Annotated in this window: 20 protein-coding genes; 6 read left to right on the top strand and 14 right to left on the bottom strand. The window is 73.8% G+C overall.

The genetic code is table 11. The features are described 5' to 3' along the window. Positions 1-14: 14 nt before the first annotated feature. The 4 genes from CLV28_RS14375 to mraZ all read right to left on the bottom strand — a co-directional run bounded on the left by CLV28_RS14375 (position 15) and on the right by mraZ (position 4,035). On the bottom strand, positions 15-1,778 hold the full coding sequence (locus tag CLV28_RS14375) for a peptidoglycan D,D-transpeptidase FtsI family protein (RefSeq protein ID WP_239073252.1): 1,764 nt from the start codon (positions 1,776-1,778) through the stop codon (positions 15-17). 233 nt (positions 1,779-2,011) lie between these two features. Beyond that, positions 2,012-2,422, bottom strand: coding sequence for a cell division protein FtsL (gene ftsL, locus CLV28_RS14370; RefSeq protein WP_100424018.1), 411 nt, complete (start codon positions 2,420-2,422; stop codon positions 2,012-2,014). Next, positions 2,419-3,453, bottom strand: coding sequence for a 16S rRNA (cytosine(1402)-N(4))-methyltransferase RsmH (gene rsmH, locus CLV28_RS14365; RefSeq protein ID WP_100424017.1), 1,035 nt, complete (start codon positions 3,451-3,453; stop codon positions 2,419-2,421). Before rsmH ends, ftsL begins: the two co-directional genes overlap by 4 nt. 138 nt (positions 3,454-3,591) lie before the next feature. Next, positions 3,592-4,035, bottom strand: a complete 444-nt coding sequence (mraZ, locus tag CLV28_RS14360; protein ID WP_100424086.1) for a division/cell wall cluster transcriptional repressor MraZ — start codon at positions 4,033-4,035, stop codon at positions 3,592-3,594. 348 nt (positions 4,036-4,383) lie between these two features. Here mraZ and CLV28_RS14355 point away from each other — a divergent pair, with 348 nt between their 5' ends. The 3 genes from CLV28_RS14355 to CLV28_RS14345 are packed head-to-tail and all read left to right on the top strand — an operon-like array spanning position 4,384 to position 8,844. Further along, positions 4,384-5,376: an AAA family ATPase gene (locus CLV28_RS14355; RefSeq protein WP_170062683.1), complete on the top strand. Its 993-nt coding sequence runs from the start codon at positions 4,384-4,386 to the stop codon at positions 5,374-5,376. 1 nt (position 5,377) lies between these two features. Next, positions 5,378-6,640 (top strand): DUF58 domain-containing protein, encoded by a 1,263-nt coding sequence (locus CLV28_RS14350; RefSeq protein WP_100424015.1) that lies wholly within the window; start codon positions 5,378-5,380, stop codon positions 6,638-6,640. Continuing rightward, complete coding sequence (locus tag CLV28_RS14345) at positions 6,637-8,844, top strand: transglutaminase TgpA family protein (RefSeq protein WP_100424014.1); 2,208 nt, start codon at positions 6,637-6,639, stop codon at positions 8,842-8,844. The genes CLV28_RS14350 and CLV28_RS14345 overlap by 4 nt, the downstream gene beginning before the upstream one ends. Before the next feature lie 214 nt (positions 8,845-9,058). On the opposite strand, the gene CLV28_RS14340 is transcribed toward CLV28_RS14345, so the two are convergent. Both CLV28_RS14340 and CLV28_RS14335 read right to left on the bottom strand, forming a co-directional pair. Continuing rightward, entirely contained in the window at positions 9,059-9,454 is a 396-nt protein-coding gene (locus tag CLV28_RS14340; RefSeq protein WP_100424013.1) for a DUF3040 domain-containing protein, read from the bottom strand. Positions 9,455-9,576: 122 nt separating this feature from the next. Beyond that, entirely contained in the window at positions 9,577-10,044 is a 468-nt protein-coding gene (locus tag CLV28_RS14335) for an SAV_6107 family HEPN domain-containing protein (protein WP_100424012.1), read from the bottom strand. A gap of 103 nt (positions 10,045-10,147) precedes the next feature. Between CLV28_RS14335 and CLV28_RS14330 the strand changes: the two genes are divergently transcribed. Beyond that, positions 10,148-11,086 (top strand): spermidine synthase, encoded by a 939-nt coding sequence (locus tag CLV28_RS14330; protein WP_157802662.1) that lies wholly within the window; start codon positions 10,148-10,150, stop codon positions 11,084-11,086. Positions 11,087-11,179: 93 nt separating this feature from the next. On the opposite strand, the gene CLV28_RS14325 is transcribed toward CLV28_RS14330, so the two are convergent. From CLV28_RS14325 to CLV28_RS14305, 5 genes are all read right to left on the bottom strand, one after another. Continuing rightward, complete coding sequence (locus CLV28_RS14325; protein WP_100424085.1) at positions 11,180-11,383, bottom strand: cold-shock protein; 204 nt, start codon at positions 11,381-11,383, stop codon at positions 11,180-11,182. Between the two features lie 193 nt (positions 11,384-11,576). Beyond that, positions 11,577-12,509: a proteasome assembly chaperone family protein gene (locus CLV28_RS14320; RefSeq protein ID WP_100424084.1), complete on the bottom strand. Its 933-nt coding sequence runs from the start codon at positions 12,507-12,509 to the stop codon at positions 11,577-11,579. Between the two features lie 110 nt (positions 12,510-12,619). Beyond that, positions 12,620-13,060: a response regulator gene (locus CLV28_RS14315; protein ID WP_100424010.1), complete on the bottom strand. Its 441-nt coding sequence runs from the start codon at positions 13,058-13,060 to the stop codon at positions 12,620-12,622. Positions 13,061-13,093: 33 nt separating this feature from the next. Further along, positions 13,094-14,677, bottom strand: coding sequence for a sensor histidine kinase (locus CLV28_RS14310; RefSeq protein WP_239073251.1), 1,584 nt, complete (start codon positions 14,675-14,677; stop codon positions 13,094-13,096). Further along, positions 14,674-15,942 carry a PP2C family protein-serine/threonine phosphatase gene (locus CLV28_RS14305; protein WP_239073250.1) on the bottom strand — a complete coding sequence of 423 codons (1,269 nt, stop codon included), beginning with the start codon at positions 15,940-15,942 and terminating at the stop codon, positions 14,674-14,676. The genes CLV28_RS14310 and CLV28_RS14305 overlap by 4 nt, the downstream gene beginning before the upstream one ends. A gap of 209 nt (positions 15,943-16,151) precedes the next feature. Here CLV28_RS14305 and CLV28_RS14300 point away from each other — a divergent pair, with 209 nt between their 5' ends. Next, positions 16,152-18,410: a HelD family protein gene (locus CLV28_RS14300; RefSeq protein WP_100424009.1), complete on the top strand. Its 2,259-nt coding sequence runs from the start codon at positions 16,152-16,154 to the stop codon at positions 18,408-18,410. 64 nt (positions 18,411-18,474) lie between these two features. Then, positions 18,475-19,674, top strand: a complete 1,200-nt coding sequence (gene serA / locus CLV28_RS14295; RefSeq protein WP_100424008.1) for a phosphoglycerate dehydrogenase — start codon at positions 18,475-18,477, stop codon at positions 19,672-19,674. 141 nt (positions 19,675-19,815) lie between these two features. Here the strand turns inward: serA and CLV28_RS14290 are convergent, their stop codons facing one another. The 3 genes from CLV28_RS14290 to CLV28_RS16145 form a co-directional block, all read right to left on the bottom strand. Beyond that, positions 19,816-20,001 carry a DUF5302 domain-containing protein gene (locus tag CLV28_RS14290; protein WP_100424007.1) on the bottom strand — a complete coding sequence of 62 codons (186 nt, stop codon included), beginning with the start codon at positions 19,999-20,001 and terminating at the stop codon, positions 19,816-19,818. A 99-nt stretch (positions 20,002-20,100) separates the two neighbouring features. Further along, complete coding sequence (gene nrdR, locus CLV28_RS14285; RefSeq protein WP_100424006.1) at positions 20,101-20,598, bottom strand: transcriptional regulator NrdR; 498 nt, start codon at positions 20,596-20,598, stop codon at positions 20,101-20,103. 502 nt (positions 20,599-21,100) lie between these two features. After that, the gene (locus CLV28_RS16145) at positions 21,101-21,679 is read right to left on the bottom strand and encodes a hypothetical protein (protein WP_239073249.1); all 579 of its coding nucleotides are present in this window, start codon (positions 21,677-21,679) and stop codon (positions 21,101-21,103) included. Positions 21,680-21,740: the final 61 nt, after the last annotated feature.

Raw genomic sequence — 21,740 nt, 5'->3', positions numbered from 1 at the left:
GCACGCGCCGTGCGTCACCATTCCTGCGGCAGCGGTTCGGCCGCCTCGGTGCTCGGCGCGACGCCCGTGTGCTGCAACGTGAAGCCCATCACGTCGGCGAAGACCGGGGCTGCGACGTCGCCGCCGTAGATGGACGTGCGCGGGTCCTTGAGGAACACCGCGACCGCGTAGCGCGGGTCGTCGACCGGGGCGACGCCGATGAACGACGACATGTACGAGCTCAGCGCGCCCCCGGCACCGGCCATCTGCGCCGTGCCGGTCTTGCCCGCGACCCGGTACCCGGGGACGGCCGCAGCCTTGCCCGTGCCGCCGTCGCCGTCGACGACGCCCTCCATCATGTGCAGCACCGTCTCCGCGGTCTTCTCCGACACGACGCGCGTGCTCGTCGGTGCGGGCGCGGGCGTGAACGTCCCGTCCTCGTCGGTCGTGCCACGCACGATCGACGGCTCGACCCGGACCCCGCCGTTCGCGATGGTCGCGAACACGTCCGTCGCCTGGATCGCGTTGACCGCGAGCCCCTGCCCGAACAGCACGGTGTACTGCGTGCGCCCGTCCCAGTCGTCGACGTCGGCGAGCAGGCCCGCCGACTCGCCCGGCATGCCCAGGCCGGTCTTCTGCCCGAACCCGAACTTGCGCAGGTAGTCGTACCGGACCTGGTTCGGCAGCTCCTGGCCCGCCATGACCGTCCCGGTGTTGGACGACGCGGCGAGGATCCCGGCGAGCGTGAGGCGCTCCGTCGGGTGGTCGTGCGAGTCGTGGAACGTCTCGCCGTTCGACGTCGTGTAGGTGTCGGGCACCGAGAACTCGCTGTCGGCCTTCGCGAGACCCGACTCCAGGAGCGCGGCCATCGTCACGACCTTGCCCGTCGAGCCCGGCTCGAACACGTTCGAGACCGCGCGGCTGCCGTTCGCGACGGCCGAGGTGCTGCGGTCGTTCGGGTCGACCGCACCAGAGTCGGCGAGCGCGACGAGCTGGCCCGTGCGCACGTCCATCACCACGGCGATGCCGTACGACGCGCCGGTCGAGCGCACGGCGTCGTTGAGCGAGTCCTCGGCCTTCCACTGCACGTCGTTCAGGATCGTCAGCGCGACGTCCTTGCCGGGGACGGCGTCGACGCGCTCCTCCTCGCCCGTGGGGATCTGCTGCCCGCCCAGGCCGCGCTCGTACGTGAAGGTCCCGGCGGTGCCCGCGAGGTCGGACTCGAACATCGACTCCGCGCCCCCGCGGCCGACGAGCGACCCGTCGTCCTCCCGTCCCGTGTAGCCCACGAGGTTCCCGGCGACGGTACCGGCCGGGTACAGGCGCTCGGCGGTCAGCGTCGTGCCGATCATCGACGACAGCCCCAGGCCCGCGATGACGCGCTGCACCTCGGGCACGACGTCCTTCGCGAGCACCTTGTGCCGGTTGAACGACGCGCCGTCCGCGGGCACGAGCTCGGCCGCGAGCTCGAGCGGGTCACGACCGAGCGCCGGGGCGAGCAGCCGCGCGACCGCGACCGCGCCCCTGCCCTCGACCGTCTTGCCGTCCACCTTCTGCCAGTCGGCCGGCACGAACTCCGCGATGACCTTCTGGTCGGCGAAGACCTCGTACCGCTCGACCGAGGTGGCCAGCACGACGCCGTCCGCGTCCGTGATGTCCCCCCGGTGCGCGAGCTCGGTGACCGTGCCCAGACGGCTCTCGAGCGCCTCGGCCGCGACGGCCGGGCCGTTGATGCCCTGCACCTGGACCAGGCGCGCGGCGAACACCGCGACGACGAGCGCGGCGATCACACCGAGCACGCGCTGACGGCGGCGGGGTGACCCGGCAGGTCGCGGCGCACGCGTCGCCGCAGGACGTGCTGCGGCGGGACGGGCAACCGTCCGCGGTGCCGCTGGCCGAGACCCGCCCGAGCGCGAGGAGACCGCGGTCCCGCGTGACGACGCCGCCGGACGTCGCGCGGACGTCGGCCGGGCGCCCCCCTTGCCCGAGGTCTTCGCCCGGGACGGGGTGCGCCCTGCCTGACGCGGCGTCGTCACGGCGTGGTCTCTCCCTCACCCACCCCGAGGAGCGTGCCGTCGGCGAGGCTCAGCATCGCCGGGTGCTGCGCCTCGACCATGCCGAGCGCGCGCGCGCTCGCCGGGAGGGCCGAGCGCGCCTGCTCGACCTGGGTCTGCAACGTCTGGGTGTCCTGCGCCACTCGCCCGAGCTCCACCTGGTAGGACGACATCGAGTACGACCCGTTGGCCATGGCCGTGTTGAGCAGCAAAGCACACAGCAGCGCCCCGGCGAGGATCGACATGCAGAGCACGAGGAACCCGAGCCGGGAGCGGGACTCCTCGGGCGCACGGACGACCTGGAGGGACGGCCTCTGGCGACGTGCCGGAGCGGCGTCGGAACGGCGGACGGCGGGGCGTGGTGCCGTGGCGGCGGCTCGAGCGCTCATCGGTGCTTCTCCCCTGCTTCGGGACGACGGAGGTGGTCTGGCGTGGGGCGGACCCGCTGTGCGGCACGCAGCCGCACCGAGGCGGACCGCGGGTTCTGGGCGACCTCGTCGGGGTCGGCCTCCTCGGCGCCCCGGGTCAGGAGCGTGAGGTACGGGCGGTGGGTCTCCGGCTCGACCGGCAGCCCGGCGGGTGCGCTCGAGACGGCCCCCCGGGCGAGCTCGCGCTTGACGACGCGGTCCTCGAGCGAGTGGTACGACTCGACGACGATGCGACCGTCGACCGCGAGCGCCTCGACGGCCGCGGGCACGGCGCGCTCGAGCACCTCGAGCTCGCCGTTGACCTCGATGCGCAGCGCCTGGAACGTGCGCTTCGCGGGGTTGCCGGCGTTCTTGCGGGTCGCCGCGGGCACGCACGCCCGGACGAGGTCGACGAGCCGGGCGCTGCGCTCCCACGGCTCCTCGGCGCGCAGCCGCACGACGCCCTCGGCGATGCGCTGGGCGAACCGCTCCTCGCCGTAGTCGCGCAGGATCCGGGTGAGCTCGCGCACGTCGTACGTGTTCAGCACGTCGGCCGCGGTCGCCCCGGTGCTCTGGTCCATGCGCATGTCGAGAGGGGCGTCGCTCGCGTAGGAGAAGCCGCGGTCGGTCTCGTCGATCTGCAGGGACGAGACGCCGAGGTCCATGAGGACCCCCTGGACGCCGTCGAGGCCGAGTCCGGACACGACGTCGCCGATCTCGTCGTACACCGCGCGCACCGGGGTGAACCTGTCGCCGAACCGCGCGAGCCGCTCCGACGCGAGCCGGATCGCCTCCGGGTCACGGTCGATCCCCACGACGCGTGCCGTGGGGATCTGCTCAAGCACCGCCTCGGTGTGGCCCCCCATGCCGAGGGTGCAGTCCACGAGAACCGCGCCGGGCTCCTGCAGCGCGGGAGCGAGCAGGTCGACGCACCGCTGGCGCAGCACCGGCAGATGCCGCCCGGCGGCGTCGCTGCGGGGCTCGCGCGCCTCGGGTGCGTCGTTGGTGCTCATCCGACCTCCTGGGTCCTTGCGACCGGCCGTCCGACCAGGTCTCCCTCCGCGACCTTCTGACGCCGGGGAAGTGCGTCAGATCGGGCGGGAGGAGGCCTCGTCCTACGGGCGGTACCGTCCTTCGTCTCGTGTCGTGCGTCAGAACTGCATGGGCGGGAGCACCTCCTCGGCGATGTCGGCGTAGGCCGCCTCCTTCTCCGCCAGGTACTCCTCCCACGTCGTGAGGTCCCAGACCTCGACCCGGGTCGCCGCGCCGACGACGGCCACGTCCCTGCCGAGACCGGCGTACTCGCGCAGCCGAGCCGGGATGGAGATGCGGCCCTGCTTGTCCGGGATCTCGTCGCTCGCTCCCGAGAGGAAGACCCGCAGGTAGTCGCGTGCCTGCCGGCTCGCGACCGGCGCCTGCCGGATCTGCTCGTAGGTGCGCCGGAACTCGTCCATGGGAAGCAGGAAGAGGCACCGGTCGTGCCCCCGCGTCATCACGAGACCCGGAGCGAGCTGCGGGCGGAACTTCGCGGGGAGGATGAGCCGTCCCTTCTCGTCGAGGCGTGGGGTGAACGTGCCCAGGAGGAGGCCAGACATCCCCGTGAACGTCTCGTCCATCGGTCGCACCGCCCTCCGGCTCCCGGTCCCTCCACGGTACTCCACTCTCCTCCACCAGGCGCGCTCAAACGACCTCGGTTCACCCGTCTTCGCCAAATCTCCGCAGGTCACAGCCGTGGAGCGAGGGTGGAGGGATTCGCTCCGCCGGCGCGCCCCTGGCCCCCACGGACGTCCGCCCGGCCGTGCGGAGCGCCCCCGACGGCCCCGGTGACGCGCGGACGGGGCCGAGGTGGAGCACAGTGGTGGACACGGTCACGGCAGGACCGTGCGTCCACTACGCTCGGCGCCGAGCCTGACGAGAACCCGTGCCACCGGAGGTCACCGTTGTTGTCTGAGAGCACCGTCGCCCCGCCCGTGGGGGCTCCCGACCTCGCCGAGGTGTCCGCCGTCGCGCAGCGCGTCCGCGAGGCGGTCGGCCGGGTCGTGTCCGGCGGGGACGACCTCGTCCGCACCGCCGTCGCCGTCCTCCTCGCCGAGGGGCACCTGCTGATCGAGGACGTCCCCGGCGTCGGCAAGACCACGCTCGCGCGGGCGCTCGCCCGCGCGATCGACGCGACCACGGGCCGCGTGCAGTTCACGCCCGACCTCCTGCCGAGCGACCTCACGGGCGTGAGCATCTACCGCGCGGAGAAGCACGAGTTCGAGTTCCGGCCGGGACCGGTGTTCGCGAACATTGTCATCGGCGACGAGATCAACCGTGCGTCGCCCAAGACGCAGTCCGCGCTGCTGGAGTGCATGGAGGAGGGGCGCGTGACGGTCGACGGCACGACGTACCAGCTCCCGCGCCCGTTCCTCGTGGTCGCGACGCAGAACCCCGTCGAGATGGAGGGCACCTACCCGCTCCCCGAGGCGCAGCGCGACCGGTTCACGGCGCGCCTCACCGTCGGCTACCCCGACGCCGCCGCGGAGCAGCGGATGCTCGACGACCGGGACGCGTCCGACCCGCTCGACGCCCTGTCCCCCGTGACCGACGCCGCGGCCGTGCGCCGGGCCGCGACCGCTGCACGATCCGTGCACGCCTCGCCCGCCGTCAAGCGGTACGTCGTGGACCTCGTCTCGGCGACCCGCACCGACGCGGCGCTGCGCCTCGGCGCGTCGCCCCGGGCCTCGCTCCAGCTCCTGCGCGTCGCCAAGGCGGTCGCCGCGGTCGAGGGCCGCGACCACGTGCTGCCGGACGACGTGCAGAACCTCGCCGTCCCCGTGCTCGCGCACCGTGTCGTGACGTCGACCGACGCACGGCTCGACGGCGTCGACGGGGAGGCCGTGATCCGACGGCTCGTCGCCGCCGTCCCCGTCCAGCCCGGCACGACGACGCGCTGACGTGGCACGGACCCCGCACCGCGCGCGTCGTCCGGGCACGACGCGTCTCACGCGCCGCGGGACGGTCCTGCTGGTCGTGGGCGGGCTCCTCGTCGTGGTCGGCGCGGCCCTCTCGCTGCGCGACGTGGTCGGGATCGGCGCGGCAGCCGTGCTCCTCGTCGTCGTCAGCGTGCTCCGGCTCGCGCTCGAACGGTACGACCGCGGTCGTGGCGCCCTGCGCGTCGTGCGCCGGGTCGAGCCCAACCCGACCACGCGCGGCCGGGCGGCCGAGGTAACCCTCGTCGTCGAGCCGGTCGTCCCGACCCCTGCGACGCGCCACCGGCTCGCGACGCTCGACGTGAGCGAGCAGGCATCTCGAGAGCTGTGCACCGAGCGGTCGCTGCGCGCGACCGTGCGCCGTGAACCTTCCCGGCTCGTGGTGACGTACCGGCTCACGCCCGCACGCCGCGGCGTGCACGCCCTCGGCCCGGCGCTCGCGGCGCGCACCGACGCGTTCGGCCTCGTCCGCACCACACGCCCTCTCGGCGGGCTCGCGTCCGTCGTCGTGCGTCCCCGGACGACGCCGCTCGGGACGACCCGGCACACGTCGGCGGAGGCGGGCGCGACCGTCTCCTCAGGCGCCGCGATCGCGTCGTGGGAGGACTCCCTCGTGCGCGAGTACGTCACCGGCGACGACCCGCGCCGCGTCCACTGGCGCAGCGTGGCCCGCCGCGGACGCCTCATGGTCCGCGCCGAGGAGGGCTCGGGCCTGCCGCCCTCGGTCGTCGTCCTCGACCGGGGCCTCGTCGTCGAGCACGGACCCGCCGCGCGCGTGGACGCCGGCGAGTGGGCGGTCGAGCTCGCCGCCTCGCTCGCGGTCGCGATGCTGCGCTCGGGACGGCCCACGCACCTGCTGCCCTCGGGGTCGGCGACCGTCCCGACGTCGTCCTCCGGCTCCGCCCAGGCCGTGCTCGACTCCGCGGCCCGGGTGCACGGCGCCACGCAGGACGAGGCCGTGACGGACCTCGTCGCGACGGCACGTGCCCTGCAGCACCAGGAGGTCCGGTCCGTCGTCGTCGTCGCGGGCATGGTGACCGCCGAGGTCGTGACGGCGCTGGGCCGCGTCGGCGCGACGCGACGCACCCTCGTGCTCGTCCGCCCGCCGCAGTCACCTGCCGAGGACGGCGTGGGCCGGCTCCGCGCCCACGGGTGGCACGTGATCCGCACGCACCCGCACGAGGCGGTCGAGCAGGTCTGGACCGCCGTGCACGAGGAGACCCCATGACCGACCGCACGCGCCGGCGGGCCACCTGGCCCGTCACCGCGCTCCTCGCCCTCGCCACGTTCGCCGCCACCTGGGGACTCTCCCCCGTCGTGACGACCCGCTCGTGGCCGCGCGACACCGCCGCGGCCCTCGTGCTGGTCGCGGTCGCGGTGGCGGCGACCCGCGCCCTCGCGGTCGGCCGCGCGGACACCACGTCACGGCTCCGGTCCGTCACACCGACCCTCGTGGGCGCGCTCGTCGGCGCCTGGATCGTGCTCGCCCGCTTCGCCGGCCCGACCGGCCGGACCGACCTCTTCGTCGGGCTCGAGTCTTTCGGTCGCGCGAGCGACCGGTTCGGGGCGGCTCTGGACGCGATCGCGGGGTCCGTCGCGCCCGTGCAGGGCACCCTCCCCGTCGCGATGCTCGTCGTGGCGGCGAGCGTCGCGCTGTTCCTCGTCGCCGACCTGATCGCCGTCCCCGGGCGCCGACCCGCGCTCGCGAGCGTTCCCGTGCTCGTGCTGTGGATCCCCTCGCTCGTGCTCGCCGAGCGGGTCCCGACCGCCACCTTCGTCGGGACCGTCGCCTGCCTCGTGCTCGTGCTCGCCGCCGACCGCGGCACGAGGTCCGGGACGCGCTCGGCCCGCGCGGTCGCCGCCGGCTCCGCGGTCGCGGCCACCGCCGCGGTGACGGCCCTCGCGCTGGCCGCCGGCGGGGCGAGCGCGACACTCCCCCGGTTCGTCGCGGCCTCGTGGTCGGACGCGTTCACCGACCCGGGTCCCGGCATGCAGCTCTCCGACGACCTCGACATGCAGCAGGACCTCGAGTCGCGCTCGACCTACCCCGTGCTCTCCTACACGCTCGAGGACTCCGACGCGTACGACGGCGTACTCCGCGTCTACACCCTCACCTCGTTCGACGGCACGCGCTGGCACCGCGACGACCGTGCCGAGGGCACGTCGTTCGCCGCCGACGAGGTGCTGTGGCCCCAGGCATCGCCGGACAAGGGGCAGAGCACGACCATGGCGGTCACGCTCGCGGGCTACCGGGACTCGATCGTCCCGATCCCGATCGAGCCGCGTGCGGTCGACATCGCGGGCACCTGGTCCTACGAGCCGCGCTCCGACGAGCTGCGCGGCGACGACACGACCGACCCGGGCATGGGCTACACCGTGGAGGTCTCGCCCCGGGACCTCACGCCCGAGAGCCTCGGCCGCACGCGCGGCGACGACCTGTCCGAGTCGCGCTACCTCGACGTCCCGCAGACGTCGCACACCGAGGACGTCGCGGCCGAGGCCCTCGCCGTGACCGCCGGCGCGACCACCCGGTTCGAGCAGGCCGTCGCGCTCCAGGAGTACTTCCGCGACACCTCGCGGTTCCGCTACGACACGGCAGTCGCGCCGGCCGCGTCCGACGACGCGGTGTGGGACTTCCTCACCGACCGCTCCGGGTACTGCGTGCAGTACGCCACGAGCATGACGGTCATGGCTCGCGCCCTGGGGATCCCCGCCCGCGTCGGCGTCGGGTACCTGCCCGGGCAGGTGCAGCGCGACGGGAGCTACCTCGTGAGCGCGCAGCGCGCGCACGCGTGGCCCGAGCTCTACTTCCCCGGCAGCGGGTGGGTACGGTTCGAGCCCACCCCGTCCCAGCGGACCGGCGCCGCGCCGGAGTACACGCTCGAGCAGACGACGGGGACGACGCCCGCGACGGCCGCCCCGCAGGAGGTTCCCGACCTCGCGCAGCAGCCCGCGCCCGCGCCGGTCGCGACCGCGACCTCCGCACCGGTCGCCGCTCCCGCGGCCGGCGGGCGGGACGAGACGCCGTGGCTGCTGTGTCTCGTCCTGGCGAGCACGCTCACGGTCGGGGCCGGCCTCGCCCTCGTCGCCGTGCTGCGCTCTCGTCGCCGGGCCACCGCCGACCGCGACGTCGAGGACGTCTGGGACGCGCTGGGCGGCGACCTCGCACGCCTCGGGGTGGGATGGAGTGCGGCGACCACGCCACGTCAGGTCCCCGACCACGTCCTGCGGGCGGCGTCCCGCGACGGGACCGTGACGATCGCGGACGACGCCGCCGACGCCCTTCGAGAGCTCGCCACCCTCGTCGAGGGGGCGCGCTACGCCCGCGAGGGCTCACAGCGGCCCGTGGCCGAGGCCGACGCGCTGGCCGCCCGCGTCGTCGCCGGCACGACTCGGCTGCGCGACGACCGACGCGCACGCGTCGAGGTGTGACGTCGATCTCGTGACACGGATCGCGCAGGTGACTGTTGCCGAGGAGTTGAACGCATCACCGTCTGAGGTGCATCACCATCGCACCACCGTCTGAGACGCGTCCAGGTGTGCGACACATCCAGACGTGAGACGCAGGAGAGAGCGTCGATCCGAGGGGTCGACCCCCGCTGCGACGTCGACGCCGGAACGCCGCCCCGGTGGAGAAGCCGCTGAGTCAGCGGCCGTTCTCACCCCGTCGGCGGTCCCAGCGCTCCTCCATGCGGTTCATGAAGCCCTTGCGCGACGTCGAAGTGCTGCTCGGTCGCGGCCTCGTGCTGCCGTCCTCCTCGACGACGCCCGTCGGGCCCGTGCGGCGCTTGGGCGCGGCGAACGCGAACGCGACGCCGACGAACATCACCACGAATCCACCGACGCCCAGCCAGATCATGTTCTGGTAGACGCCGAGCACGAGCACGAGGAGCCCGACCACCACACCGGCGGCCGCGATCGCCCAGCGCAGCCCGGACCGGGGCGCAGCGGACTGCATCGTGTTCGCCAGCCGCGGATCGTCCGAGGTCAGCGCTCGCTCCATCTGCTCCAGCACGCGTTGTTCGTACTCAGAGAGAGGCATCAGAACCCCCGGTTCTTCCCGCAGCGGTCATATACGAGTCAGGATAGTTCGACATCACCGCAGGTGGAAGTCGAACGGGCGGTCTCGTCGTGCGGATGACTCTAGTCGCTCCTGACGACGTGTCAGGACGCGGCCACGCGCAGCGGGACCTCGACGAACCCGGCCCGCGGGTCGAGGGCGAGCGCGACCTCGTCGCGAAAGTCCTCGGCGCACGCGAGCAGCTCGTCCGCACGCTCGGCGTCGACGGCGTCGTCCCGCCCCGACTCGACGGCCGACCGTTCGCGGGCACCGCCGGCGAAGTACGACGACCACGGCGCCAGCTCGGGGGCCGCGACCGCGAGGAGCTCCCAGACCGTGCGCGGACGACCCCGACGCGCGGTCGTGCCGCGGGCCGAGACGAGCGCCGCCGCGGCACGGAGCGCCGCCAGGTGCGCGTGGACGAACCTCTCCCCCGGACGCTCGGCGCCGATCGCCGCGACGAGCTCGGCGTCGGCCCGCGCGAGCCCGCGCACCGCGGCCCGTCGGAGCGTGGCACCGGTCTCGTCGGGCCGCAGGCGCGCCACCGCGTGGACGGCGTCGTGTGCGCTCATCGTCTCTCCACCCCACTCGTCGCTCGAGCCGCACCCGGTGCGGCGTCCGTGCCAGGAAGGTCGTCCCACCCCCCGACGTCCGATCGCCCACTACCGTGAGCCCATGGCCCGAAGCTCCCGGCGCGCCCCGGCCCGACGATCGTCGGCGTCAGGGCCAGCAAACACCCGACCACCGACACTCCCGCAGGACGAGGTCGAGACCTCGACCGGACGGGTCCGGGTCGACCGCGACCCGGACCGCGACTCCGCGGTGACGCTCGTGGTCAACGGCGTGCCGAGCTCGCACCTCGACCTGGACGACCCCGGGTTCCTGGCGTTCGAGTACATGCAGCAGATGGCCGCGGCGATCGACCTCGTCGACGGTCCGCTGCACGCGGTGCACCTCGGGGCGGCGGGATGCACGCTCGCGCGGTGGATCGACCACGAGCGTCCCGGCTCGCGACAGCTCGCGGTCGACATCGACGGTCGCCTGCTCACGCTCGTGCGCGAGTGGTTCGCCCTCCCCCGTGCCCCTCGGCTCCGCCTGCGCGAGGCCGACGCCCGCGCCGCGGTGACGACCTTGCGCCCGGGCAGCACCGACGTCGTCGTGCGGGACGTGTTCGCGGGCGACGTCACCCCCGAGCACGTCACGACGGTCGAGTTCGTCCAGGAGGTCGCCCGCACCCTGCGACCGGGCGGCCTCTACCTGGCGAACTGCGCGGACCGACCTCCGCTGACGGGGTTGCGCACCGAGATCGCGAGCCTCCTCGCGGCGCAGGACGACGCGGGCGCGCCGGTCTTCAGGCCGCAGGACGTGGGCGTCGTCGCCGAACCCGCGCTCTTCAAGAGCCGCCGCTACGGGAACTTCGTGCTGGTGGCCCGGGCACGCGCGGCCGGCGATGACGGCACCGCCGAGAGCGGCGAGGCCGGTGGGCTCGCCGACACCGGGCTCGCCCGCGCCCTGCGGTCGTTGCCCGTGCCCGCACGCCTCGTCAGCGGGACCGAGGCCGTCGCGCTGTGCGCGGGAGCACGTCCGCGCGTCGACCCGGCGCCACCGGCCTGACCGGCACGTCCCCGCGAGACCAGCGACGGGACGCGCGAAGGGCCGCGCACCAGGCGCGGCCCTTCGTGCGGTCCGGCGAGCGCCGGGCCTGGATCAGAGCGGACGAACCTGCTCCGCCTGCGGACCCTTCGGCCCCTGGGTGATCTCGAACTCGACCCGCTGGGCCTCCTCGAGCGTGCGGTATCCCTGCGTCTCGATCGCGGAGTAGTGGACGAACACGTCAGCGCCGCCACCGTCCTGGGCGATGAACCCAAAACCCTTCTCCGCGTTGAACCACTTCACAGAACCCTGCGCCATGCTGTCCCTCATGTCCTTCTGCCCGACCAACGGACGTTCGCGAACGTGCCCTGCGCTCGTTCGTCAGGTCGTCGACCTGCGACGACGGCCACAGTTTTGCACGCTGGCGTGACGTACGCCATGCCAGACACGCACCAGATCGTCACTATTCGGTCACGCGACGCTCACGGCAGGCCGTCGTCGGGCCCGAGGATCAGTCGCCGCGCTGCTGGAGGTAGCGCTCGAACTCCGCGCCCAGCTCGTCGGCCGTGGGGATCGGCGCCGAGTCCGCGAGCAGGCTCGTGCGGCCCACCGAGCGGCTGAACGCGTCGTACTGCTCCTCGAGCGCGTGCACGACGGCGGCGACCTCGTCGGACTCCGCGACCTGCCGCTCGACCTCGACCTGCGCCTCCCGCACGTCCTCGTCGAGCTCGCCCAGCGCGAGGTCGAGGCCGGTCGCACGTTGCACGTGGTCGAGCGCGACCGCGGCCGCGGGCGGGTACGGCGACTGCGCGAGGTAGTGCGGCACGTGCACCGCGTAGCCGAGCGCGTCGCGCCCCCGCTGGCCGAGTCGCAGCTCGAGCAGGGCCGCAGCGCTCGCGGGCACCTTGACCGTGCCGAACCACGAGGTCCTGTCACCGACGAGCTCGGGACGCGTGCCGTGCGCGGTGACGGACATCGGCCGGGTGTGCGGCACCCCCATGGGGACGCCGTGCGCCGTGACGGTCAGGGACACCCCGAACCGCTCCACGAGACCGGCGACGGCTGCGACGAACCGCTCCCACTGGAGGTCGGGCTCGAACCCGTGGAGGACGAGGAACCCCGTCCCCTCGGCGTCACGGACGTGGTCGATCGCGAGCACCGGCTCGTCGTAGTCGCTCCAGGTGTCCGTCGCGAACGTCATCGTGGACCGCTTGGAGCGGTAGTCCAGCAGCTGGTCGACGTCGAACGTCACGAGCCGCACGCTGCGCAGCGTGCCCTGGAGGTGGTCGAGCACGAGCTCACCCGTGCTGCCCGCGTCGACGAACCCGCGCAGCGCGTGGATCAGCACCGGTCCGACCGCACCCTCGGCCGCCTCGGCGAGGGGCCCGAGCTCGGCGGCCACGGCCGCCTCGTCGACCGTGTAGATGTCGTGCGGATCCAGCACCAGGTCCTCCATCGTGATTCGTCGTCGCTCGCGTGCCGGGCGCACGGCCCGACGTCGGGAGAACGTCGCCGCGTCCGAAATGCTTCCCGCGCGCGGCCCGCCGCCACGGGTCAGTGACCGGGCAGCCGGACCACCGAGACGAAGAAGTCGTCGATCTGCCGGACGACGTCGATGAACCGGTCGAAGTCGACGGGCTTGGTGACGTAGGCGTTCGCGTGCAGCGCGTAACTGCGCACGACGTCCTCCTCGGCCTCGGACGTGGTCAGCACGACGACCGGGATCTGCCGCAGCTCCGGGTCGCCCTTGAGCTCGGCCAGGACCTCCCGCCCGTCCATGCGCGGGAGGTTGAGGTCCAGCAGGATCAGGTCGGGCGTCGGGGCGTCGGCGAAGTCGCCGGTCTTGCGCAGGAACTCCATCGCGCTCACGCCGTCCGAGACGACGGAGAGCCGGTTGGTGACCTTGTGCTCCTCGAACGCCTCACGCGTCATGAGCACGTCACCCGGGTCGTCCTCGACGAGCAGGACGTCGACGACCTTGTGCGAACCTGTCACTTCGTGCTCCTCCGCTCGTGGGACGGGCCGAGCCTAGCCGACGTCGCCGGGTTCGCGTCCCCACTCCTCGGCGGCCGTGACGTAGCGGTGCGCGAGCGTCCAGTGCACCGCCGTGCCGCCCCCCTCGACGCCGTCGATCCAGATCCGACCCCCGTGGTACTCGACGATGCGCTTGCACATCGCGAGCCCGATCCCGGTGCCCCCGTAGACCTCCTTGGCGTGCAGCCTCTGGAAGATCACGAAGACGCGCTCGGCGTACTGCGGGTCGATCCCGATCCCGTTGTCGGTGCAGACGAGCTCCCAGTGCGTGTCGCCCGACACGACCGCGAGGTGGACCCGCGGCGCACGGTCGGGGCTGCGGAACTTCACCGCGTTGCCCACGACGTTCACGAGCAGCTGCTCGAGCAGGGCCCGCTCGCCGTGCACCACCGGCAGCGGGTCGTGGGTCACGACCGCGCCGCACTCGCGCACCCTGTCGTCGAGGACCTCGAGCGCCGCGGCGAGCGCGACCTCGAGGTCGACGTCCTCGCGCGCACCCCCGGAGCGCCCCACCCGGGAGAAGCCGAGCAGGTCCTGGATGAGCCGCTGCATGCGCTTGGCGCCGTCGACCGCGAACTCGATGTACTGGTCGGCACGGTCGTCGAGCTGCCCGCCGTACCGCTTCTTGAGCAGCTGCGTGAAGCTCGCGACCTTGCGCAGCGGCTCCTGGAGGTCGTGCGAGGCGACGTACGCGAACTGCTCGAGGTCCCGGTTCGAGCGTTCGAGCTCGGCCGTCTGACGGGTGAGCAGGGCGTGGGACCGTTCGACCTCGCGGCTCGAGCGCTGGATCTGGGCGGCCTGGTGGACCAGCTCGGACCGCAGTGCCTCGACGTCGCGCGCGAGGTCGGCGACCTCGCCCGACCCCACCACCTCGATCGCTCCCTCGTGGTCGCCCGTCCCGGCCCGCCGCACGTCCGCCGCGAGCGCCGCGACGGGCCCGGAGAAGCGCCGCTCGACCGTCCGCCACAGCCACCAGGACGCCGCGACCACCGTGAGGACGAGCAGGACGACGAGCCCGTAGAGCGCGCTCATCCAGCGCTCGAGAGCCGCGAGCTCCTGCGTGCGGAGCGCGTCGAGCTCGTCGGCGTACGCGTCGGTCGCCTCGACGGCCGCCGTGAACTCCTCGTCGGCCCGTGCCGAGGGGACCGGCTCCGTGGTGCCGCCGGGGGGCACGGCGTCCACGCGGGGCTCGACCGAGTCGTCGAGCCACGTCGTGACCGCGGACTCCGCGTCGTCGTGCAGCGACCGGAGGTCCGGGTCGTCGTGCCCGTCGACGACGACCTTCCCCGCCGGCAGCGGGGCGCCGTCCTGGGCGAGCACGCCCGTCGCGAGCACGAGCGACGTCCCCGTGTCACCGCTCTCGGCGAATGCGTCCAGGAGGTCGACCGTCCCGTCGAGCTGCTGCGAGACCGTGGAGACCTCGGTGATGGCGTCGTAGAGCTCGACCGTCACGTCGTCCTGCAGGGACCCCACACGCACCACGACGTAGGCGGCGAGACCGAGGACGACGAGCAGCACCGTCCCGGCGGCGAGGAACGCCCGCCCGAGGGTGCCGTGCAGCGTGCGGTCGGCCCTCATCGTGCCCACCCCGCCGAGTCGGCGTGCGTCGAGGCCCGTTCGCCGCCCTGCTCGGTGCCGTTCCACCCGACGACGAGCGCGGCGGCGTCGTCGACGAGGTCCCCGCCGTGCACACGGCGTACCTCGTGCAGCACGCGGTCGACCAGGCCGTGCTCGCCCGCGCCCCTGGTCGCGTCGACGACCTGGCGCAGTCCGTCGACGCCGATGCGACGGCGGCGCGGGCGCGGTCCGTCGGGCGCCACGGGGAGCGAGTCCTCGACCGTCGCCTCCACGAGGCCGTCGGTGTAGAGCATGAGCGCCCACGGCGCGGCGAGCTCGACCTCGACGGACTCCCAGCCGCCCGCGACCGGGACCCCGAGCGCGCGCCCGCGGCGGGAGGCGGAAACCTCGACGCACGGTCCGGCACCCAGGTGCAGGGGCGCGAGGTGACCCGCGATGTAGACCTGCGCACGCGTGCGGTCCGCCGCGATCACGACCTGGCACAGCGTCGCGAAGATCTCCGGCCGCGGACGCTCGACGAGGAGCACGCGCTCGACGAGCCCCACGACGTCGTGCGCCGGTGTGCCCGCGAGCACGAGCGTGCGCCACGCGGTGCGCAGCGTCGCCCCCAGAGCGGCCTCGTCGGGGCCGTGGCCCGCGACGTCGCCGATGACGCACACCACGGAGCCGTCCGGGCGCTCGATCGCGTCGTAGAAGTCGCCGCCGAGCAGGCCGTTGCCACCCGGCACGTACCCGACGAGCACCGAGACGCCGCCGTCGTGCACGAGGGGGCGCGGCAGGAGCGCCCGCTCGAGGCGCGTCGTCTCGGCTGCGCGGAGCTGGCTGCGGAAGAGCTCGCGCTGCTGCACCTCGGAGCGGCGGCGCTGCACCGCGTAACGGACGGAGCGCCCGAGCAGCTCGCCGTCGACCTCGCCCTTGACGAGGTAGTCGTCGGCACCCGCGGCGACGGCCTGCACGCCCGCGTCGGTCCCGCCGAGACCCGTCAGGACGACGAGCGCCGGCGCGGCTGGCGTCGCGTTGACGCGCGCGAGCCCCCCGAGCCCGACCGAGTCGGGCAGCCCGAGGTCGAGCAGGACGCAGGTCACCGGCCCCGACTCGAGCACGGAGATCGCCTCGTCGAGCGTGCGGGCCCGCACGAGGTCGACCGCCAGGCCCGTGTCGTGCAGGAGCTCCTCGACGATCACGGCGTCGCCCTCGTCGTCCTCCACGAGCAGGATCCGCAGCTCGTCCGAGCTCGACAGCAGAGGTACTCCCGGTGTCGACACCGTGCACGTCTCCCGTCGTCGTGGTCGCGGACCTCGCGGCACCGTCCTCGTCGCGCCGTCCTCGTCGACGGCCCCCGCTGGATACTAGCCGGGACCTCGGACGGCGGTGCGCAGGTGCCCGGGTGCGCCATAATGGACGGTCGCGCGGCGCAGGTCGCGCCGACGCGACCCGCGCACGACGCGGGTCGGGGCGTGGACGAGGGAGACGTGTGTCAGGTTTCGGGGACGAGCTGCGGTCCGAGCAGGCGGTGGTCGACGCGCTCTACGCCCGTCTCGACGTGCTGCGCAGCACCGCGCGAGGCCGCCTCGGCGACGTCCGACGGGCCGGGCCGTCCGGGTCGCCGCAGAACCGGAGCGAGCGCGACGCGTTCGCGACGCTCTACGGCGACCGGCTCGCGCAGCTCGAGTCGGTCGAGGAGCGGCTGGTCTTCGGGCGCCTCGACGCGACCGACGGCAGCAGCCGGTACGTCGGCCGCATCGGCCTGACCGACGACGCGCACGCCTCGATCCTCACCGACTGGCGTGCCCCCGCCGCGCAGGCCTTCTACCGCGCGACCTCGGCCCGGCCGGACGGCGTCGTGCGCCGCCGGCACCTGGTGACCCGCCGGCGCACCGTGACGGGCATCGAGGACGAGCTGCTCGACCTCGCGGGCGCCGACGCCCCCGACGCGTCGACCCTCTCGGGCGAGGGCGCGCTGCTCGCGTCGCTCGCCCAGGGGCGCACGGGTCGCATGGGTGACATCGTGGCGACGATCCAGGCGGAGCAGGACGCGATCATCCGGTCGTCCCTCACGGGCGCGCTCGTCGTCCAGGGCGGTCCGGGCACGGGCAAGACCGCGGTCGCGCTGCACCGCGCGGCCTACCTGCTGTACGCGCACCGGCGTGTGCTCGAGCGCTCGGGCGTGCTGCTCGTCGGGCCGAGCACCTCGTTCCTGCGGTACATCGACCAGGTGCTGCCGTCCCTCGGCGAGACCGGTGTCGTCGCCACCACGATCGCCGACCTCGTCCCGGGCATCCGCGCCCGGGGCGTGGACTCCCCCGAGGCCGCCCGGGTCAAGGGGCTGGCCCTCATGCAGCGCGTGGTCCGCCGCGCGGTGCGCACGCGCGAGCGGGTCCCGGCGCGCGACGTCCCGATCCGGCTCGACGGCCGGGCGCTGACGATCCGCCGGCACGACGTGCGCGAGGCGATCGCGCGCGCCCGCCGCACCAACAAGGCGCACAACCTCGCCCGGGCGACGTTCGTGCGCGAGATGCTCGGCCGCCTCGCCGACCAGTACGGCACGCACCTGGGCGAGCGGCTCGTCGACCAGGACCGCGCGGACGTCGTCGAGGACCTGCGCGTGCACCGCGACGTGCAGGTCGCGCTCAACCTCGCCTGGCTGCCCATGTCGCCCCAGTGGCTGCTGGAGGACCTGCTCGCCAAGCCGCATCGGATCGCCGAGCTCGCACCCGAGCTCTCGGCGCGCGAGCGCGCGGCGATCGTCCGCCCCAAGGGAAGCCCGTGGACCCCGGCCGACGTCCCGCTGCTCGACGAGGCGGCCGAGCTCCTGGGCGAGGACGACCAGGTCGCCCGGGCCCAGGCCCGCGCGGAGACCGCGGAGCGCGCCGAGGCTCTCGAGCACGCGCGCCAGGTGCTGGCCTCGACCGGGGCGGGCGGCGGCATGGTCGACGCGGAGCAGCTCGCCGAACGGTTCGCGACGACCGGCCCCCGGCTCACGACCGCCGAGCGTGCGCAGGCCGACCGCGCGTGGACCTACGGGCACGTCGTGGTCGACGAGGCGCAGGAGCTCTCGGCGATGGCCTGGCGCGCCCTGGCCCGCCGCTGCCCGACGCGGTCGTTCACGATCGTGGGGGACGTCGCGCAGACCTCCTCCCCCGCCGGCACCCGCTCCTGGGCGCGCGCGCTCGAACCGGTGTTCCGCGACTCGTGGCGCATCGACGAGCTCACCGTGAACTACCGCACCCCGTCGCTCGTCGCCGACGCCGCGCAGCGCTTCGCGCACGCCTCGGGCCTGCCCGTCTCGCCCCTCGTCTCGGCGCGCGACGTCGACGACGCCCTCGCCGTCGTCCCCGCGACCCAGGGCACGCTCGTCGATTCCGCGGTCGACCAGGCGCTCACGCTCGCGTCCACGTTCGTGGGGTCGGACGGCGCCGGCCGGGTCGCACTCGTCGCGGTGCCCTCGCGCGTGGCTGGGCTCCGTGACGCGCTGGCCGCCGCGACCCCGGGACGGCTCGGTGCCGACCTCGCCGCCACGCTCGCCGCGCAGCCGCAGGACGACGCGCAGCTCGTGGTCCTGACGCCGCAGGAGGTCAAGGGCCTCGAGTACGACGCGGTGGTGCTCGTCGAGCCCGCCGCGATCGCGCACGGCGACGGCGGCGCGTCCGACCTCTACGTCGCCGCGACCCGCCCGACCCGGCGGCTCGTCGTCGTGCACGCCGAGGAGATCCCCGCGGGCCTCGTCGCCTGAGGGCGGGCGTCCGCACGGCAAGACCCGTTTGTCAGCGGCCGACGGCGGGGCGCACCATGGGGTCGTGCTACGAGCCCTCTTCCTTGAGAACCTTCACCCTGCCGCCCGCGAGATCTTCGCCGCCGCGGGCATCGACGTCGTCACGCGCACGGGCGCGATGGACGAGGACGAGCTGATCGCCGCGCTCGACGGCGTCCAGATCCTCGGGATCCGCTCCAAGACGAACGTCACCGCGCGCGTGGTCGAGTCCGCCCCGGACCTCGTCGCGATCGGCGCGTTCTGCATCGGCACGAACCAGATCGACCTCGCGTCGGCCGCGCAGCACGGCGTCGCGGTGTTCAACGCGCCGTTCTCCAACACGCGGTCGGTCGTCGAGATCGCGATCGCCGACATCATCGCGCTCACGCGCCGCCTCACCGAGTTCGACCGGTCGATGCACGACGGCGTGTGGAACAAGAGCGCGACGGGCGCCCACGAGATCCGCGGCCGCACGCTCGGCATCATCGGGTACGGCAACATCGGCACGCAGCTGTCGGTCCTCGCCGAGAACCTGGGCATGTCGGTCGTCTTCTACGACACCGCGGAGAAGCTCGCGCTCGGCAACGCGCGCCGCATGGCCACGCTCGACGAGCTCCTCGAGACCGCCGACGTGGTCACGCTCCACGTCGACGGGCGCAGCGGCAACGCGGGCCTCTTCGGGGCCGAGCAGATGGCACGGATGAAGCCCGGCGCCGTGCTGCTGAACCTCTCGCGCGGCTTCGTGGTCGACGTGGACGCCCTGCGGGCGAACATCACCTCGGGCCACATCTCGGGCGCCGCGATCGACGTCTTCCCGACCGAGCCGAAGAAGCGCGGCGACTCGTTCGAGTCGGACCTGCGCGGTCTGCCGAACGTCATCCTGACCCCGCACACGGGCGGCTCGACCGAGGAGGCGCAGGAGGCCATCGGGCACTTCGTGGCGAACAAGCTGCGCGACTACCTCTCGACCGGGTCGACCACGCTCAGCGTCAACCTGCCGAACCTCGCTCTCGAGCAGACCTCGGGCGTGGGCCGCGTCGCTCACCTGCACCGCAACACCCCCGGCGTGCTCGCCGCGGTCAACCAGACGCTCGCCGCGCACGGGACCAACATCGAGGGCCAGCTCCTCGCGACGCGCGGCGACCTCGGGTACGTCGTGACCGACGTCAGCGACGAGGTCACCCAGGAGGTCGTCGACGCGCTGCGTGCGATGGACCAGACCGTTCGCCTGCGCGTCCTGGGCTGACGCGGCACGCCGGCACGACGCAGGGCCCGCACCGGGATCGGTGCGGGCCCTGCGTCGACTCTCGTCCAGCGACGTCCGCCGCCTGTTCACGACGCCGTGCTGTGCGAGTCGTCGTGCTTCTTTTCGTCCTGCCCGGCTCCGTCAGCCGGACTTGCGGCGGAACGTGCGCTGGACCGGACCTGCCGTCTCGGAGCCGTGCACCGAGCCCGTGTTGCGGTCCCCGTCGACGCTGCGGTGCTGCCCTGCGTTCTTGCGGTCGAGCGCGGCGCGGAACTTCGCCTTCGCGTCGTCCTTCGCCGGCTGCGCCGGGCTCTCGTCCTTGGTCATGTCGACCTCCTGCCGTGCGCGTCGGGATCCCGGACGGACCCCGACCACTGCCGCCAGCCTGCCGCACGCGGGGACGCTTGCCAACCTGATACCCCCGGGCTACTCCTCGGTGGTCACGACCTCGTCGGCCTCGCGGCCGTCCGCACGCGCGCGCCGCTCGTCGCGCAGCGAGACGATCGCCGACTCGAAGTCCTCGAGCGAGTCGAACGCCTGGTAGACGCTCGCGAACCGCAGGTAGGCGACCTCGTCGAGCTCACGCAACGGGCCGAGGATCGCGAGCCCGATCTCGTAGGCGTCGATCTCGGCGCTCCCGGCGCTCCGGATCGCCTCCTCGACGCGCTGCGCGAGGATCGCGAGGTCGTCCTCGTTGACCGGGCGACCCTGGCACGCCTTGCGCACGCCGCCCACGACCTTGTCCCGGCTGAACGGCTCGGTCGCCCCCGACCGCTTGACGACGGCGAGGCTCGCGGTCTCGATGGTCGAGAAGCGGCGCTGGCACGCAGGGCACTGCCGCCGACGACGGATCGCCGACCCGTCGTCCGACGTGCGCGAGTCGACGACCCGCGAGTCCGAGTGACGGCAGAACGGACAGTGCATCGGTGCTCCTCGGTGCGGCGGGCTCGGCGCGTGCGAGCCGAACGTACGTGCCGGGTGCCCCACGCTGCAAACAGCCACCCCGCGCGGGTCCGTGGTCGGGTGGGCACCGCGCGACGAGACCCACGGCCGAACCCCTGACGAACGCCGCGGACGACGAAGGGCGGCCACCGTGGGTGACCGCCCTTCGCGGGGCGCCCCCGCCCCACCGAACGTGCGCGACTCGCCTCGCGCGTACCGTCCTCGCACACACGCTCCGGCCCCCCGACCGGCTCCGTGTGAGGTAGTACTAACTTAGGCGCACCTAAGCCGCACGGCAAGGTGCAGGGCGCACTGAGCGTCGGTGACCCTCATCACAGTGCAGCGCTGGCACACGTGCGCAGTGCAGCACGTGCGGACGCGCACCCTGCCTCACCGCTGAAAGCGCACACCGCCAACCCCCCGCACCGCTGAACGCGCACACCGCCGAACCCGCCTCACTGCCGAACCTGCACACCACCTTGCGCTACCCGACGAGGCCGGCAGGAACGAGCACGCTCTGCCCGACCTGCAACTCGGCTCCCTGCAGCGCGTTGAGCTCGAGGAGGTACGCGACCGTGTCGCGCACGTCCGCCCCCGGGCGCGTCACGCCCGACGCGAGCCCCCAGAGCGTCTGCCCGGGCTCGACGAGCACCTGCCGCACCTCGGTGGGCTCCGGAACGTCCCCGGCCACCGCGCGCCCGGCGCCGAGGAACGCGAGCGCCAGAACTACGATCGCGATCGCGGAGAACACCAGGCGCCCTCGGCGGGTCAGGCGCAGGCGACCGGGCGCCGACCCGGGAGCAGGAGCACCGCCGACCGGACGAGAGCGGCCGACCTCGGGCTCGGAGCCGCCAGCGGCCCGCGCGGAACCTCCGGACGCGGCGGCTGGCCTGGCGAGCGAAGCACTCCCCGGCGACGCGACGTGGGGGCGGGAAACGACGCTGCCGTGCGGGTGCGCGCCCGCGCCGTGCTGCCGAGCACCCTCGCGCACCTCGACACGCTCGCCGCGAACAGCCTCGGCCTGCTTGCGCCACTGCGGCACGTCCACCGAAATCACCGTCATGACCCGCTCCCGCCTCTGCTGCTACCGACTGGCCGTCGCACCGCCCGCCCGATCGCGGGCC

Source organism: Sediminihabitans luteus, from assembly GCF_002797595.1.
Classification (GTDB): Bacteria; Actinomycetota; Actinomycetes; order Actinomycetales; family Cellulomonadaceae; genus Paraoerskovia; species Paraoerskovia lutea.
The sequence above is the reverse complement of the archived record's forward strand: the minus strand, read 5'-3'. Positions and strand labels throughout refer to the sequence as shown.